The organism is Agrobacterium albertimagni AOL15 (assembly GCF_000300855.1).
GTDB lineage: Bacteria > Pseudomonadota > Alphaproteobacteria > Rhizobiales > Rhizobiaceae > Allorhizobium > Allorhizobium albertimagni.
Genome location: NZ_ALJF01000013.1, coordinates 80,359 through 95,053, shown reverse-complemented (window position 1 = coordinate 95,053; position 14,695 = coordinate 80,359). Strand labels below are relative to the sequence as shown.

The 14,695-nt window shown below is 63.0% G+C and carries 17 protein-coding genes; 10 read left to right on the top strand and 7 right to left on the bottom strand.

The window, feature by feature from the left end:
* Positions 1-147 precede the first annotated feature (147 nt).
* From msrB to QWE_RS16060, 3 genes are all read left to right on the top strand, one after another.
* Positions 148-561, top strand: coding sequence for a peptide-methionine (R)-S-oxide reductase MsrB (gene msrB / locus QWE_RS16065; RefSeq protein WP_006727211.1), 414 nt, complete (start codon positions 148-150; stop codon positions 559-561).
* 105 nt (positions 562-666) lie between these two features.
* Entirely contained in the window at positions 667-816 is a 150-nt protein-coding gene (locus QWE_RS25285) for a hypothetical protein (RefSeq protein WP_157790720.1), read from the top strand.
* A gap of 155 nt (positions 817-971) precedes the next feature.
* The gene (locus tag QWE_RS16060; protein ID WP_006727210.1) at positions 972-1,367 is read left to right on the top strand and encodes a hypothetical protein; all 396 of its coding nucleotides are present in this window, start codon (positions 972-974) and stop codon (positions 1,365-1,367) included.
* Positions 1,368-1,494: 127 nt separating this feature from the next.
* On the opposite strand, the gene QWE_RS16055 is transcribed toward QWE_RS16060, so the two are convergent.
* Positions 1,495-2,067: a nucleoside 2-deoxyribosyltransferase gene (locus tag QWE_RS16055; RefSeq protein WP_006727209.1), complete on the bottom strand. Its 573-nt coding sequence runs from the start codon at positions 2,065-2,067 to the stop codon at positions 1,495-1,497.
* A gap of 226 nt (positions 2,068-2,293) precedes the next feature.
* On the opposite strand from QWE_RS16055, the gene QWE_RS16050 reads away from it, so the two are divergent.
* Together QWE_RS16050 and recQ are read left to right on the top strand one after the other, a co-directional pair.
* A complete protein-coding gene (locus QWE_RS16050; RefSeq protein WP_006727208.1) occupies positions 2,294-3,019 on the top strand; it encodes a TylF/MycF/NovP-related O-methyltransferase in 726 nt (241 codons plus the stop codon).
* A gap of 94 nt (positions 3,020-3,113) precedes the next feature.
* On the top strand, positions 3,114-4,970 hold the full coding sequence (gene recQ, locus QWE_RS16045) for a DNA helicase RecQ (RefSeq protein ID WP_006727207.1): 1,857 nt from the start codon (positions 3,114-3,116) through the stop codon (positions 4,968-4,970).
* A 185-nt stretch (positions 4,971-5,155) separates the two neighbouring features.
* Here recQ and QWE_RS16040 read toward each other — a convergent pair whose 3' ends face one another.
* Positions 5,156-6,292 carry a helix-turn-helix domain-containing protein gene (locus tag QWE_RS16040; RefSeq protein ID WP_100220942.1) on the bottom strand — a complete coding sequence of 379 codons (1,137 nt, stop codon included), beginning with the start codon at positions 6,290-6,292 and terminating at the stop codon, positions 5,156-5,158.
* 172 nt (positions 6,293-6,464) lie between these two features.
* On the opposite strand from QWE_RS16040, the gene QWE_RS16035 reads away from it, so the two are divergent.
* From QWE_RS16035 to QWE_RS16025, 3 genes are all read left to right on the top strand, one after another.
* Positions 6,465-7,211 (top strand): hypothetical protein, encoded by a 747-nt coding sequence (locus tag QWE_RS16035; RefSeq protein WP_006727205.1) that lies wholly within the window; start codon positions 6,465-6,467, stop codon positions 7,209-7,211.
* 489 nt (positions 7,212-7,700) lie between these two features.
* Entirely contained in the window at positions 7,701-8,738 is a 1,038-nt protein-coding gene (locus tag QWE_RS16030; RefSeq protein ID WP_006727204.1) for an NADP-dependent oxidoreductase, read from the top strand.
* A 185-nt stretch (positions 8,739-8,923) separates the two neighbouring features.
* Positions 8,924-9,598: a type 1 glutamine amidotransferase domain-containing protein gene (locus QWE_RS16025; protein ID WP_006727203.1), complete on the top strand. Its 675-nt coding sequence runs from the start codon at positions 8,924-8,926 to the stop codon at positions 9,596-9,598.
* A 534-nt stretch (positions 9,599-10,132) separates the two neighbouring features.
* On the opposite strand, the gene QWE_RS16020 is transcribed toward QWE_RS16025, so the two are convergent.
* A complete protein-coding gene (locus QWE_RS16020) occupies positions 10,133-10,630 on the bottom strand; it encodes a GNAT family N-acetyltransferase (RefSeq protein ID WP_006727202.1) in 498 nt (165 codons plus the stop codon).
* A 134-nt stretch (positions 10,631-10,764) separates the two neighbouring features.
* On the opposite strand from QWE_RS16020, the gene QWE_RS16015 reads away from it, so the two are divergent.
* Entirely contained in the window at positions 10,765-11,244 is a 480-nt protein-coding gene (locus tag QWE_RS16015) for an ABZJ_00895 family protein (RefSeq protein ID WP_006727201.1), read from the top strand.
* A gap of 157 nt (positions 11,245-11,401) precedes the next feature.
* Here QWE_RS16015 and trhA read toward each other — a convergent pair whose 3' ends face one another.
* Positions 11,402-12,061 carry a PAQR family membrane homeostasis protein TrhA gene (trhA, locus tag QWE_RS16010; protein ID WP_006727200.1) on the bottom strand — a complete coding sequence of 220 codons (660 nt, stop codon included), beginning with the start codon at positions 12,059-12,061 and terminating at the stop codon, positions 11,402-11,404.
* A 201-nt stretch (positions 12,062-12,262) separates the two neighbouring features.
* On the opposite strand from trhA, the gene QWE_RS16005 reads away from it, so the two are divergent.
* Positions 12,263-12,646: an MAPEG family protein gene (locus QWE_RS16005; protein WP_006727199.1), complete on the top strand. Its 384-nt coding sequence runs from the start codon at positions 12,263-12,265 to the stop codon at positions 12,644-12,646.
* 22 nt (positions 12,647-12,668) lie between these two features.
* Here the strand turns inward: QWE_RS16005 and QWE_RS16000 are convergent, their stop codons facing one another.
* The 3 genes from QWE_RS16000 to QWE_RS15990 all read right to left on the bottom strand — a co-directional run bounded on the left by QWE_RS16000 (position 12,669) and on the right by QWE_RS15990 (position 14,694).
* Positions 12,669-12,854: a hypothetical protein gene (locus QWE_RS16000; RefSeq protein WP_006727198.1), complete on the bottom strand. Its 186-nt coding sequence runs from the start codon at positions 12,852-12,854 to the stop codon at positions 12,669-12,671.
* 26 nt (positions 12,855-12,880) lie between these two features.
* A complete protein-coding gene (locus tag QWE_RS15995; RefSeq protein ID WP_006727197.1) occupies positions 12,881-13,534 on the bottom strand; it encodes a hypothetical protein in 654 nt (217 codons plus the stop codon).
* 374 nt (positions 13,535-13,908) lie between these two features.
* Positions 13,909-14,694, bottom strand: coding sequence for an ATP-binding cassette domain-containing protein (locus QWE_RS15990; protein ID WP_006727196.1), 786 nt, complete (start codon positions 14,692-14,694; stop codon positions 13,909-13,911).
* Between the last annotated feature and the right edge of the window lies 1 nt (position 14,695).

Sequence of the window (14,695 nt, the reverse complement as noted above, 5' to 3'; positions counted from 1 at the left end):
GAGCGAGTTCAGTTTCTCGTGAAAGAATTGCGAGGCGCCGACGACCAAAGCGCGGTGGCGACAATTGCCGCCTTGTCACTCTCTCCCTATCTATAGGGCAACAGCAGCGAGGCTTTGCCCTCCCCCTGCCTGGCCAAGGAGATCATCATGACCGCTTCCACGACCGCCCCGAAGATCGTCAAGTCCGATGCCGAATGGCGCGAGCAGCTGACGCCGGAGCAATACCGGATCCTGCGCGAGCACGGCACCGAGCGCGCCTTTACCGGGCCCTATTGGGACAATTTCGAAAAGGGCCTCTATCGCTGTGCGGCCTGTGACGAACCGCTCTTCGTCTCCGACACCAAGTTCGACGCCGGCTGCGGCTGGCCGAGCTATTTCGAGCCGGTGAAGGCGGATGCCGTGACCGAGCATCGCGACACGGCCTTTGGCATGGTGCGCACGGAAATCCGCTGCGCCAATTGCGGCGGGCATCTGGGACATGTCTTTCCCGACGGCCCGAAGCCGACGGGCTTGCGCTACTGCATCAACGGCCATTCCATGGTATTCGAACCGATCGGCTGATCGGGACGATCACCCTGGGAAGAATCGCACGGCCGGGTGGCCGGGCGGCTCCCATTTCGCTAGCGCCACTTTCGTGTGGCAGTCATTTTTCCGAGCGAGACCTGCTTGAAGACAAAGACCATTCTCCTTCTCGGCTTCGTTGCCGTCGCCACCGTTATCGGCATGTCGGCCCCCAGGTTCGCCGAAGGCGAAGCCGAGGCGACGGCATCGATGCCGCGGAAACACTGCGCCGTGATCGGCTGCGCCATGCAGTGAACGGCCGCCCCAGCGGCCGGCAGACCGCCTGACGCGCGACGCTGCCTTTCTTGGCTGTGGAAAGCTTCGATCTAAAGCTCCAGTTGCAATCTTTGCATTTGACCGGCAAACGCGTTGATGGAACCCCATCCTGGTTAACAACCTGGGGGTCTACCATGCATACCAAACTCGCGACCGTTCTCGGTCTCGCCGCCGTGCATTCATCCTGCGCCAGCAAACCGCAGGACATCGAAGCAGCCTATGTCTCTCCGACACTCTATGAAAGCCTGTCCTGTGACCGCCTGCGCGAAGAGGCAACCGCCGTTTCGGCCCGTGCCATTGCGGCAAGCGGCGCGCAGCAGAAGAAGGCCGACAATGATGCAGTCGCCGTCGGGGTTGGCCTCGTTCTCTTCTGGCCGGCGCTGTTCTTCGCCAAGGGCGATGGCGCCTCGGCCGCGGAAGTCGCGCGACTGAAGGGGGAGATGAAGGCGATCGAGGGCGCATCGATCAAGAACAATTGCGGCATCCGCTTCGAGGCCCCGACCGCAAAGCGGGCGGCCAAGAAGGCCTGACGGAGAGCACCACCCTCCCCGCTCCGGGGAGGGTTGGCTCTGCAGCCTTAGGCCCTATGGACACAACCAGGAAGAGGATGCGGCGACTGTTTGCAGGACCTCAACCTGTCCGGGGAAATACTTGATTTCAGACTCTTTCTGACAGCGCCTTCAGGCACTGCTCGAAGGCCGTGAGATCCGTATAGAGCCGCGCCGGATCGGCGGCATGGACGGCCACCGGGCCGCCGCGGCGCTCGACGCCGCCATGCAGCATGAGATTCTCGATCATGTCGAAATCCTCCAGCGAATGGCCGTCCGGCCCGCGCATGCGGCCCTCGCCGTCGGCGCTCAGCTTGCCCTCATACCAAGCGAGCGTGCGCTGGTAATGGGTCTCTGCGACATTGGTGTAGCAGGCGACGATCTTGCCGGCGCCGCACATGTAGCCGAGCTCGAAGACCGTGCCCGGATCCGCCGCGATGCCGCGAAAAGGCGTAAGGTTCGCGATCACGCCATCGGCGCGGTTCATGAAGCTCTCGTCGATCTCCGAAATATTGAGCCCGAACTGGCGCTTCGTCGGGGCCGGCGGGATGGCGAGATCGCCGGGGCAGATCGGCTCGAAACCATAGGCGCGCGTCATTGCGGCCTTTTCATCGAGGACTGTGCGGGCATTGGGGAGGAAGACTTCGGGGCCGGCGAGATAGAGTTTCAGGGGAAAGGACATGGGAAATGGCAATCTTCTGGTCGTTGCGGAAATGCGCCGAAAGGACCATGAGGGCCGTCGGTCGGCAAGGGCCTTTGCGTTCTGTGCACAGGCTTGGACGGCGGCAAAGCCTCCAACTGCCTCGCTATAGACGACGCTCGCCTGCCTTCGACAGATCAGGCTCGTGCAAGACACCGTGTCTAAAGATTGGGAAGCGGAAACTTGGGGCCAAAGGGCACACACGACTATGGAAGCTATCTCAGTAGGCAGCCCGCAATTCGTCCAGTACATCGCATTGATCATCAACGAGGTCATCGGCAAGAAGCCGGGCGGATCGTATAATCTGGAAGCCGTGGCAAACCTTACCGCCGCGATCTCGGCAGCGCAGTATATGTCCACGCGAATGACGGGCGCCAAGCGATTGGACACTCCGACCGAGGTGCTCGACTATGCGCTGTCCTGCGCGACCGTCCCGGGGCTCTGCCTCGAATTCGGCGTCTTCTCGGGAAAATCCATCAACCAGACTGCCCGGCAACGGCCGGGCACCGTGTACGGCTTCGACAGCTTCGAAGGGCTGCCGGAGGGTTGGCGTGAGGGCTATGAAAAGGGTGCGTTCGCCCGCACCGACCTGCCGGCTGTCGAGCCAAATGTCGAGCTGGTCATCGGCTGGTTCGACCGCACGCTGCCGACCTTCCTCGACTCGCATCCGGGTCCGGTCTCGTTCCTGCATGTCGATTGCGATCTCTATTCGTCGACGCAGACCGTGTTCACGCAGCTGCGTGAGCGCATCGTGCCCGGCACGATCATCCTGTTCGACGAGTACTTCAACTACCCCGGCTGGGAGCTGCATGAATTCAAGGCGTTCCAGGAATTCGCCGTGAGCACGGGCCTGCAATACGAATACATCGCGCTCAACCTCAACCACCAGCAGGTGGCTGTGAGGATCAACGGCTGCTTCAACCGCTGGGTCTGAGCCAAATTCCCCGAGTTCATTGCAAGGGCGCCTTCCCGGCGCCTTTCTGCTTTGCGGTGGCCATCTCCTGGCCTCTCGGCTAAACCCTCTGATCATGCCGACTCAGTCCCTCACCGATCCGCTCTTCTCGCACCCTGCCCTGGACGGTCCGCTTTCCGTCCTGAAGCGCATCTATGGCTATTCCGCCTTTCGCGGGCGCCAGGCGGAGGTGGTTTCGCATGTCGTGTCCGGCGGCGATGCCGTGGTGCTGTTTCCGACGGGGGCGGGAAAATCGCTCTGCTTCCAGGTGCCCGCACTCTGCCGGCCGGGCGTCGGCGTGGTCGTATCGCCGCTGATTGCCCTGATGCGCGACCAGGTGGAGGCCTTGAAGGGCCTCGGCGTCAAGGCGGCGGCGCTCAACTCGACGCTCAGCCGCGAGGAATATGTCGAGATCCGCCGGGCGCTCGATCGCGGCGAGCTCGACTTTCTCTATGTGACACCGGAGCGGACGGCGACGCCAGGTTTCATCGAGATGATGCAAGGTGTGGAGATCGCGCTTTTTGCCATCGACGAAGCCCATTGCGTGTCGCAATGGGGGCATGACTTCCGGCCGGAATATCGCGAACTCGGCAAGCTTGCCGACCTCTTTCCCGGCGTGCCACGGCTGGCGCTGACGGCGACCGCCGATCCGCATACGCGGGAAGACATCATTGCCCGGCTGCGGCTGGACGAGGCGCAAGTCTTCACCACCTCCTTCGACCGGCCGAACATCGCCTATGAGATCGTCGAGCGGGACCAGCCGCGCCAGCAGCTTTTGCGCTTCCTGTCGCGCCACAAGGGATCGAGCGGCATCGTCTATTGCCTGTCGCGCGCCAAGGTGGAGGAGATCGCCAGCTGGCTCGACGATCAGGGGATCCGGGCGCTGCCCTATCACGCCGGCATGGACCGGGCGATCCGGGATGCCAATCAGGATGCTTTTCTCAAAGAGGAAGACCTCTGCCTGGTCGCCACGGTTGCCTTCGGGATGGGCATCGACAAGCCGAATGTGCGCTATGTCGCGCATCTGGATCTGCCGGGTTCGGTCGAGGCCTATTATCAGGAGACGGGGCGCGCGGGGCGTGACGGTCTGCCCTCCGAGGTTTGGATGGCCTATGGCATGGCCGATGTCATCCAGCGTGGGCGGATGATCGATGAGGGTGGTGCGGCCGACGATATCAAGCGGGTGGAACGGGCCAAGCTCAATGCGCTCTTGGCCATCTGCGAAACGCCCGGCTGCCGGCGCCAGGCGATCCTCAAGCATTTCGGCGAGAGCCACCCGGGCCAATGCGGCAATTGCGACACCTGCCTGAAGCCTGTCGAGACCTGGGACGGTGCCGAGGCCGCGATCAAGGCGCTGGCCGCCATCTACCGCACCGGAGAGCGCTTCGGCACTGGGCATCTGATCGATGTGCTCACCGGCAACGAAAACGACAAGACGATCCGTTTCGGTCATACGGACATGCCAGTCTTCGGCGCGGGCAAGGATTTACCCGCGAAGACCTGGCAATCGGTCTACCGCCAGCTTCTGGCGGCCGGCTATATCCGTGTCGACCATACGGCTTACGGCGCGCTGACGCTGGAGGAAAGCGCGCGCGCCGTCTTCAAGCGCGAGGTCGATGTGCGCTTCCGCAAGGACCGGCCGACCACGGGCAAGGCAGCGCGCGGCCAGTCCTCGCGCACGGCGCAGGCCAAGGCCGGGCTCGACCAGGCGGATCAGGAATTGTTCGAGGCCTTGCGCGCCAAGCGCATGGAGCTTGCGAAAGAACAAGGCGTGCCGCCTTACGTCATCTTCCCCGACACGACGCTGGTGGCACTTGCAACCGGACGGCCGATGGACGAGGACGAGATGCTGTCGATTTCCGGCATCGGGCAATCGAAGCTGGAGCGCTATGGCGACGCCTTTATCGAGGTGATCACGGCCTATTCGCGGTGATGGATCACCCTCCCCTTGAGGGGGAGGGTCGGAGCGAAGCTCCGGGGTGGGGTGACGTGGAGACGTCAGCGCTGATCGACAGATCGAACTCGAGGCTCTGGTCACCCCCACCCGCCGCTTCGCGGCGACCTCCCCCCTTAAGGGGGAGGTGCGTCAGACGTTGCGCGCAGCCCCTCATCCAGCCTTCACGTCACCTTCTCCCCGCCGGGGAGACGAGAAAGCTGCCGTCGCCAGTCGCTGGGGCTTTCGCCTGTCACGCGCAGGAATTCGCGGTTGAAGTTGGATTTGGTCATGAAGCCCGCCTCGAAGAGGATGCGGGTGACGGGCATGTCGGTCTCGGCAAGCAGGCGGCAGGCCTCTGATATGCGGTGGTTGTTGACGTAGTGCGAGACGCTGATGGCGTGGACGCGGTTGACGGCTTCAGACACGGCGCGGGCGGGTAGTCCAAGACGGCGCGCGAGGCGGGCGAGGTTGAGATTTGGGTCCGACCAGAGGCGCTTCTCCCGCATCAGGTCATCAAGCGCGGTTGCGATGTGGCGGTGATCTTCGGTTGCGGCTCTGGTCGGTGCGGGAGAGGCAGAGGTGGAGATGTTCGTGGCGTCTTCGGGGACCGATGGCCGGTCAAGCACGGAGAGCGCGCGAGGCTCAAGAGCGATCGGCTGATCGGCAGCCGCATCAGCCCCCTCGCCGGCCTCTTCCTGGCCGGCGGTGACGGCGCCGATGCCGAGGAGGAGCAGGATCAGCGTTGTCGCGGCCGAGACGACCATGGGTGAATAGCGCCCGCCGGACCAGAGCATGTCGAGGCTGATCGCGACATCCGTCAGCGCCGAGGCAATCAGGGCAATGGCGGTCAGCATCAGGGCACGGAAGGAGCGCAGCGAGCCATCGAGGCGGGCGGCGATCAGCCCGTCGGGACCAAGGCGGCCGAGCCAGAGCAGCGCCAGACCATAACCGAGGAAATTGGCGATGATGACGAGATCGACCGGTGCCCGGCCGACCACCAGCAGAACAAGCGTCGCCAGCATCGGGAGAAGATGCGGCCAGTCGTGGACCGAGAGCCCCGGTCTTTCACGGGTGAGATCGCGGAAGGCGAGGAAGGAGAGCGCAGGCACGAGGCTCGCCATGACAGGCAAGGCCGGCAGCACCGCCATCATCCCATAGCCCCAGCGCAACCCGACCAGCAGGCTCTGCACCACATAGAGCGCCAGCAGCGCGAGGAAGAGGCCGTTGCGGCGCCAGCTTTCGCGGCCTTCACCGAGAAGGCGCACAAGGAAGACGGCAAGGAACAGGGCGACGAGGAAGGAGAGTGGGACGAGCAGCATGCGGATGTTTCGATCATGGAGGCCAAGTGAGCTGGCTGCGACCATGACCGAAAGCGCGATCCCGGTCGACCCGGATCGCGATCGAGGTCGCGGGTGCCAGGTGTATCGACGGAGATGAGGGCATCGAAACGGGCCGCCCGAAAACGGGAGTGCCAAACCAGGAGTGTCCTTCATGCGCAAACGAACCATTCTTCTTTCCATCCTCGGCGGGATCATCGGCCTCGCCATCATCGACGGCAGCGTGCAGATGATCCGGGCAAGCGACGCGCTGTCGGGGCCGATCGACCTCACCGGCGTGACGCAGCTTTCGGTGACCGGGGCTGCAAGCGACATCTCCATTTCCACCGGCGGCGACGGCGCGCGGGAGGCCCTCCTCTCAGGCACGCGGCATGGCTGGGGGGCGATCTGGCGGTCCGGCTGGTTTGCGGGCGATTGCATGGGTGAGGCTCAGATGCGTCGGGACGGCGACACGCTTCACGTCGACATGGGCGATCGGGGCGGGTTCTTCGGCTGGAACGACTGGGACGACTGCACGCTCTCCCTGACGGCCACCCTGCCGCCGCAGACCCGGATCTCGATCCGCCAGGATGCCGCGCGCATGCGGCTTGCCGGCGACTTCGGTGCCATTACCGTCGACAGCGATGCCGGCGACTTCGCCCTGACCGGCCATGCCACGTCCGTCGCGGTCTCAGGCGCGGCCCTGCGTGCACGGCTCGCCTTCGAGCGGGTGATGAACACCGAAGAGATCCGCATTTCCGGCAAGATGCTGGATGCGACCGTGATGTTCCTCGTGCCGACGCCGATCTCCTATGGCGTCGAGGCCGTCGCCTCCTTCGTCGACAGTGCCTTGCCGAACACGCCCGGTGCCAAGCCCGAGATCCGGATTCGCGGCGAGATGGCGCGGGTGCGGATCGAGTGAGGCGGCGGGCACCGCCGTGCTCGGAGCGGAGGAAGGCTGAGGGGGTGGGCGGACCCGTGATGACTTGCTTGCGCTCCGCGCCCCCCTCATCCGGCGCTTGAGCGCCACCTTCTCCCCGCTGGGGAGAAGAGAAAGAACGGCGTCAGCGGTTTCATCACCCTCCCCTTGAGGGGGAGGGTCGAAGCGGAGCTCCGGGGTGGGGTGAATGGGCAAAGCACCGGCTCTGCCCAGTGCATCGAACCCGCCGGACGTTTCACCCCCACCCGCCGCTTTGCGGCGACCTCCCCCCCTCAAGGGGGAGGTGGGGAGCGCCGTGCCTTCCTCCGTCATGACCGCGACAGGATGTCATGGAACAACGCCATCCGGGTGCCGTTGTCATGGCTCATGGCCGTCGTCTTCGGTGAGCGCCAAGGCGCGATCGACGATCGAACGGGCATCGTGCTGATGGCCCGGCCGAGACGGACGGGCCTTGCAAGACAGGAGATTTCCATGCCGCAATCGACCGATGCCAATCGCCGCTTCGTGCTGGCTGAACGCCCCAAGGGCGAACCCAACGATCAGACACTGCGGCTTGAGACCGTCGACATTCCCGAACCGAAAGACGGTCAGATGCTTTTGCGCACCGTCTTTCTTTCGCTCGATCCTTACATGCGCGGGCGGATGAGCGATGCTCCCTCCTATGCGGCGCCGGTCGAGATCGGCCAGACCATGGTCGGCGGTACCGTGTCGCGCGTGGTGACCTCGAAGCTCGAGGGCTTCAAGGCGGGTGACTGGGTCGTCGGCTTCACCGGCTGGCAGGACTATGCGCTGTCCGACGGTCGGGGCGTGACGCCGCTTGGCGCCCATCCCAGCTATCCCTCGTGGGCGCTCGGCGTGACCGGCATGCCCGGCTTTACCGCCTGGTCGGGCCTGAAGGAAATCGGCAAGCCCAAGGCGGGCGAAACGCTGGTGGTAGCCGGTGCGACCGGCCCTGTCGGCTCGACCGTCGGGCAGATTGGCAAGATCCTCGGGCTGAAGGTCGTCGGCATTGCCGGTGGGCCGGAGAAATGCGCCCATGCCACCGACACGCTCGGATTCGATGCCTGTGTCGATTACAAGGCTGATGGATTTGCCGACGCGTTGAAGCAGGCGCTGCCCGACGGTATCGACATCTATTTCGAGAATGTCGGCGGCCAAGTGTTTGATGCGGTCGCGCCGCTTCTCAACACGGCTGCGCGCATCCCGCTTTGCGGACTGATCGCCCAGTATAACGCGACTTCGCTTCCAGACGGTCCCGACCGGCTGGGCTGGCTGATGGGGCTCTTCCTGAAAAAGCGCGTCACCGTTCGCGGCTTCATCGTCTTTGATGATTTCGGCCATCTTTATCCGGAATTTGCCAAGGAAATGGGCGGCTGGGTCGAGGCCGGCAAGATCAAATACCGCGAAGAGATGATCGACGGGCTGGAACAGGCGCCGAGCGCCTTTGTCGGCCTTCTGCGCGGCGAGGCCTTCGGCAAGCGGGTGATCCGCGTCGGGCCGGATGACTGACCTGCCGGTGGCTCGATCCTTCGAGGCCCTCGCTTTCGCGAGGGCACCTCAGGATGAGGGCGTCTGTCGCCTGAAATACCAAGATCTCCCCTCACCCTGAGGTGCCCGACCGCGTCGGGCCTCGAAGGGCGGGGCCTCCGAAGCAAACATGAATGCTCCCATTCCAACAACAAAGGAAAACACCGATGAAAATCCTCATGGTTCTCACCTCGCACGACCAGCTCGGCGACACCGGCAAGAAGACCGGCTTCTGGCTCGAAGAATTCGCCGCCCCCTATTACGTTCTGAAGGATGCCGGCGCCGAGATCACGCTTGCCTCGCCGAAGGGCGGCCAGCCGCCGCTCGACCCGAAGAGCGACGAGCCGGATGCGCAGACAGAGGCGACCGACCGGTTCAAGGCGGACCAGACGGCGCAGCAGCTGCTGGCCTCGACCACGCCGCTGTCGCAGATCAAGCCGGACGAGTTTGATGCTGTCTTTTATCCGGGCGGCCATGGCCCCCTCTGGGATCTGGCCGAAGACCGGGACAGCATTGCGCTGATCGAGGCTTTCGCCGCCAAGGATCGCCCGATCGGTGTGGTCTGCCATGCACCAGGCGTGCTGCGTCACGTGAAGGGCACGGATGGCCAGCCGCTCGTTTCGGGCCGCAAGGTGACGGGCTTCACCAATTCGGAAGAAGAGGCCGTTGGGCTCACCGAGGTCGTGCCCTTCCTGGTCGAGGACATGCTGCAGGAGCGCGGCGGGCATTATGAAAAGGGCGCCGACTGGGGCGTCTATGTCGTGACCGACGGCAAGCTGGTGACCGGCCAGAACCCGGCCTCATCGGAAGAGGCGGCGAAGAAGCTACTGGCGCTGCTGTAAGGCAATGCTTCCCCTCCCCTTGAGGAGAGGTGGGTGCTTCGGGCTCTCCTCATCCTGAGGGGCCTGCGTCAGCAGGCCTCGAAGGATCGAGGCCCCGACGCCTCTACGCGCCCTCGTCCTTCTGATATCGCTACGCTCCCACCTCAGGATGAGGGCTGATCGTTTGCGCGGAGATTCCACCCTCCCCTTGGGGCGAGGTGGGTGTTTTGGAACCCCTCATCCTGAGGTGCCTGCGCCAGCAGGCCTCGAAGGATCGAGGCCCCGACGCCTCTACCCGCCCTCGCCCTTCTGATATCGCTACGCTCCCACCTCAGGATGAGGGCTGAACGTTTGCGCGGAGATTCCACCCTCCCCTTGGGGCGAGGTGGGTGCTTTGGAACCCCTCATCCTGAGGTGCCTGCGTCAGCAGGCCTCGAAGGATCGAGGCCCCGACGCGCCCCACCCGCCCTCGTCCTTCTGATATCGCTACGCTCCCACCTCAGGATGAGGGCTGATCGTTTGCGGCGACCTCCCCCTTAAGGGAGAGGTGGCGCCTCAGCCCAGCTTCAGCTCCATCATCGTCAGATCCAGCCAGCGGCCGAATTTCTGGCCGACCTCGTGGTGGGTGCCGACGAGGCGGAAGCCGAGTGAGGTGTGGAGTGCAATCGAGCCCGTGTTGCCGGCTTCGATGGCGGCGACCATGACGTGGATGCCGCCCGTCTTCGCGCGCTCGATCAGCGCCGTCATAAGCGACTTGCCAAGCCCCTGGCCGTAATGATCCTTCTCGACATAGACGGAGTGTTCGACCGAGGCGCGGAAGCCATCGAAGGGCCGCCAGTCGCCATAGGAGGCGTAGCCGGCGATCGTTCCGTCGATATCGGCAACCAGGATCGGAAAGCCTCTCGTCTGGCGCAGATCAAACCAGGCGCGACGGTTGTCGAGATCAACAAGCGTCTCGTTCCAGATCGCGGTCGTCTCGGCGACGGCGTGATTGTAGATGGCGAGGATGGCGGGAAGATCGGCTGGCGTTGCGTCGCGAAGGATGAGGGGCATGATGCGGCTTCTGCAATTTCTGGCGGAAAAACCGCCATGCGGGATCGAGGTGTGACGGGCGATACTTCGCCGCATCGACACATCAGGCAACAAGGGTGCAAAGGCAAGACCATCACCGACGGAAAACAGATTTCATGACCTCCATGCTTCCCGGCCTCATCACCCGCTATGTGCTCGTCTTCGTCGCCGCACAGCTGTTCATCTATCTCCTCGTGCTGGTGCTCGACAATTTCGGCTGGGGCGACAGCCTGTCTTCGGCCGGTAATGTGGCCGTGCTGATGGCCGCCGGATCATCTGCGGGTACGTTCGTGGCGCAGCGGCTGAAGGCACGGCCGAGCTGGGGCTTGAGCCTCAAGCTTTCGGCCCTGCTTGCCGTCCTTGCGGTGCTGCTCGGCTCGCTCATCCTTCTTGCCATCATCTGGGTGAACGGGATCACCGGCGCCGAACTGCAGCTTCTCGCCGCGCAGATGGGCATGACGCCGGTCGTGGCGACACTGGTTCTGGCGGCGGTGTCGCTGGCGCTCAGTTTTCCGATGACGCTTGCAGGCTTTCGCATCGGTGCCGGCCAGGTGGCCAAGCAGATCGAAAAGCAGGCGAAGATGACGGGGATCTGAGGGCTTAGGCTTTGCGTCGTCCATGCTCGGGCCGTGTGCCGAGCACCATTGCCGTTGCAGCGGGTGTGACGAGAGCGGGAGCGTCGAGGCCGGGGCCGGCCTCGGTAGATCCTCGGGACAAGCCCGAGAATGACGGACGACTGAGGTCTACCGCCCCTCAGCCCAGGCTGATGGCCGTGAACACTGCCGAATAGTGGACGATGGCGGCCGTCACCACGAAGGCGTGCCAGATGGCGTTCTGGAAGCGCAGGCGTTCCCAGACATGGAAGACGACGCCGGCCGAATAGATGCAGCCGCCGACGATGATTAGCGTCAGGGTGACGCCGGGAATGATCTCCGAGATCGGGCCCATGGCCAACGCCCCGCTCCAGCCCATGCCGAGATAGAGCAGGATGGCGAGACGGTCATAGCGGCCGGGAAAGCGGAACTTCAGCCAGATGCCGGTGAACGCCGTGATCCAGATGCCGATGAGCAGCGCCAGGATCATCGGGCGATCGGCGCCCTGGACGAGGAAGGGCGTGTAGGTCGAGGCGATCAGGATGAAGATCGCCGAGTGGTCGAAGCGGCGCAGGATCCACTTCACCCGGGAATGCGGCCACATGTTGTAGGTGAAGGAGACGCCGAGCGAGATGATGAGGCCAAGGCCGTAGATCCAGCTGGCGGCGATATTGGCATAGTCGGAATAGACGGTGGCGTAGAAGATCAGCGCGGTCGCGCCGACCAGCGCAAAGACCACGCCGATGCCATGGATGATCCCGTCGGCGACCAGCTCGTGCAGGTCGTAGGCGCGGCCAAACTTGAAAGGATCGGAAGTCATCGGGTCTCTTCGTTTCTCGGCATGAAGACGGATCGGCGGGTGGCCGAAGCAATGCGGCGATGATGGCGGAAAAGCCTGCAGACGACAAGCCGAAGGACCATCACGAACCTGTCGACCCGGTAATCTTGCTTGCTTGCCTTCTCACCCCACGCCGCCTACCAATCAATGGTTACCAATGCCTTTTCACGCTTCGGATAGACAATGCGTTTTACCATTCTCGCGACCTTTGCCGCCCTCCTCACCTATTGCTGGTTTCTGCTCAAGGTCGGCCAGGCGCGCCGAAAATTCGGCGTCGAGGCGCCGAAGACGACCGGCAATGCAGACTTCGAGCGGATCTTTCGAGTGCAGCAGAACACGGTGGAGCAGCTGGTGCTGTTTCTGCCGTCGCTCTGGATCTTCGGTTTCTACGTCTCCGACATCCTGGCCGGGCTGCTCGGCCTTGGCTGGACGGCAGCGCGGGCGCTCTACGCCGCCGAATACTATGCCGATGCCAAAACGCGCGGACCGGGGGCGGCCCTGACCTTCCTGATTGGCATCGTGCTCCTGGTTGGCGGTACAATTGGCGCGCTGATCAAGGGGCCGTGAGGGGCCCGCCTGTCGGAGAATTTCACGGCTGCGATGCTGCGGGCTGCGGCCGCAGAACCGTATCAGGCGCATCATCTGGTGTCGGGTTGGCTTTTAGATCGGCGATCAGGGCCTTCATCTCGGCGATCTCGCGCAGCTGCACCTCAATGATGCTGTCGTCGAGTTGTCGCAAGCTTGGGCAGCACATGTGGGCGCGTTCGCTGGCCATGATGGCGATGGAGTGAAACGGCTCATCTAGAATATGATGTAACTGTAAGCGGTTCCGTTCGCGTTGAAGCTGGCATATTTTCCGGTGGCGTTGTCACGACGCGTGCCATCTTCGGCCCTGTAGGTATGTGCAGCGAGGAATTCGTCCAATCCTTCAACGGTAGAGCTACCCGATTCACCCTTCGGAGTGCCATCTGCATAGAAGTAGTTGGTCTGTGTCAGAGGTGCAGATACTCCATGAGCCGAGAGATCGATCTCGACGATGGTGCCTTCGGCCGCTGCTTTAAGGTAAGCCCTTGCTTCTTCTGCGCGTGGTCCGGAACCTGCAGCCTGCTTTTGTTTAATTTCTAAAGCGAATTCCCTCATTTGCTCGTCGCTGACAACCTTGCCGGTGCCTGTCTTCGTTAGGCTATACTCGCCGTTTTCTCCGTCAACGCGCGTGGCGTCGTCCATAGTGAAAACGCCGATGGAACGATTGTCATCGTCCGATTTCATGCCAGCCACAATTTCAATGATTTTGCCGATGGCGTTGCCGGCCTTGAACACGTCGTCCGTATTGCCAGTGGTCTGCCCTAGTGTGCCGGTTCCTGACGAATTGTTGTCTGCACCCGGCTTTACGGGAGTGGTGCCGAAAAGAAGAGCAATTGAGTTACTGGAAATGTTGTTAATGCTGGAAATCATTGGACAGCTTCCTGTGCGAAAACGGTGATCGTCCAACACGGACACCCCGCCGTGGGGAAGCATCATGCTTGCGGGGTAGGTTATTGAGATGCCCGTAAACGAACCACTAAATTTCTACCCTGAGTTTTCTTTCCTTAAAAGGCGCATACTTTTGCAGGTGAGAATTCTGGTTTCGCCACCCAGCTAAAGCGATGCTGGGCTACGAGAGCTGTATCTCAGTTTAGTTTTGGTAAACCTGATCGACAGTGCGACGGACCTTGGTGAGGCGCGAAGATCCTGGCTTTTGACCTCAGCAAACACTCGATGCCAATCCCCCAAACGCAAACGAGGGAGCTTAACGCCCCCTCGCCTGTCTCAATTCACGCTCGCGACGCTCACGCCACCTGCATGGCCCCCGGTCCGGGCACAGCACCGGGAGGGCACTTGCCGAGGATGATCATGCCGAGGACTTCGTCCTTGGTGACATCCTCGGTGCGGGCATGGCCGACCACACGGCCGTTCTTCATGACGAAGACGCGGTCGGCGAGGTCGAAGACGTCGTGGATGTCGTGGCTGATCAGGAAGATGCCGATGCCGTCCTTCTTCAGCTGCTGGATGAGATCGCCGACCTGGGCGGTTTCCTGCGGGCCCAAGGCGGCCGTCGGTTCGTCCATGATCAGGATCTGTGCGTCGAAGAGGATCGCGCGGGCGATCGCCACCGACTGGCGTTGACCGCCGGAGAGCGCCTTCACCGGCTCCTTGAAGCGCTGGAAGTTGGGATTGAGGCGCCCCATGACTTCGCGGGCCTTGGCTTCCATCGCGACGTCGTCGAGCGTGCCCCAGGCGGTGCGCAGCTCGCGGCCGAGATAGAGGTTGGCGGCGGCATCGACGTTATCGGCGACGGCGAGCGTCTGATAGATCGTTTCGATGCCATACTTCTTGGCGTCGCGCGGGTTGTTGATGTCGGCGAACTCGCCGCGAACCAGGATATCGCCGTTGTCGCGCTTGTAGGCGCCCGACAGGATCTTGATCAGGGTCGACTTGCCGGCACCGTTATGGCCGAGCAGGGCCACGACTTCGCCCGGGAAGAGGTCGATCGAGGCGTCGTCGACGGCGTGAATGCCGCCGAAGGAAATGGAAACGTTGCGCATTTCCACGAGGGGGGTGCGATTTTCAGACATG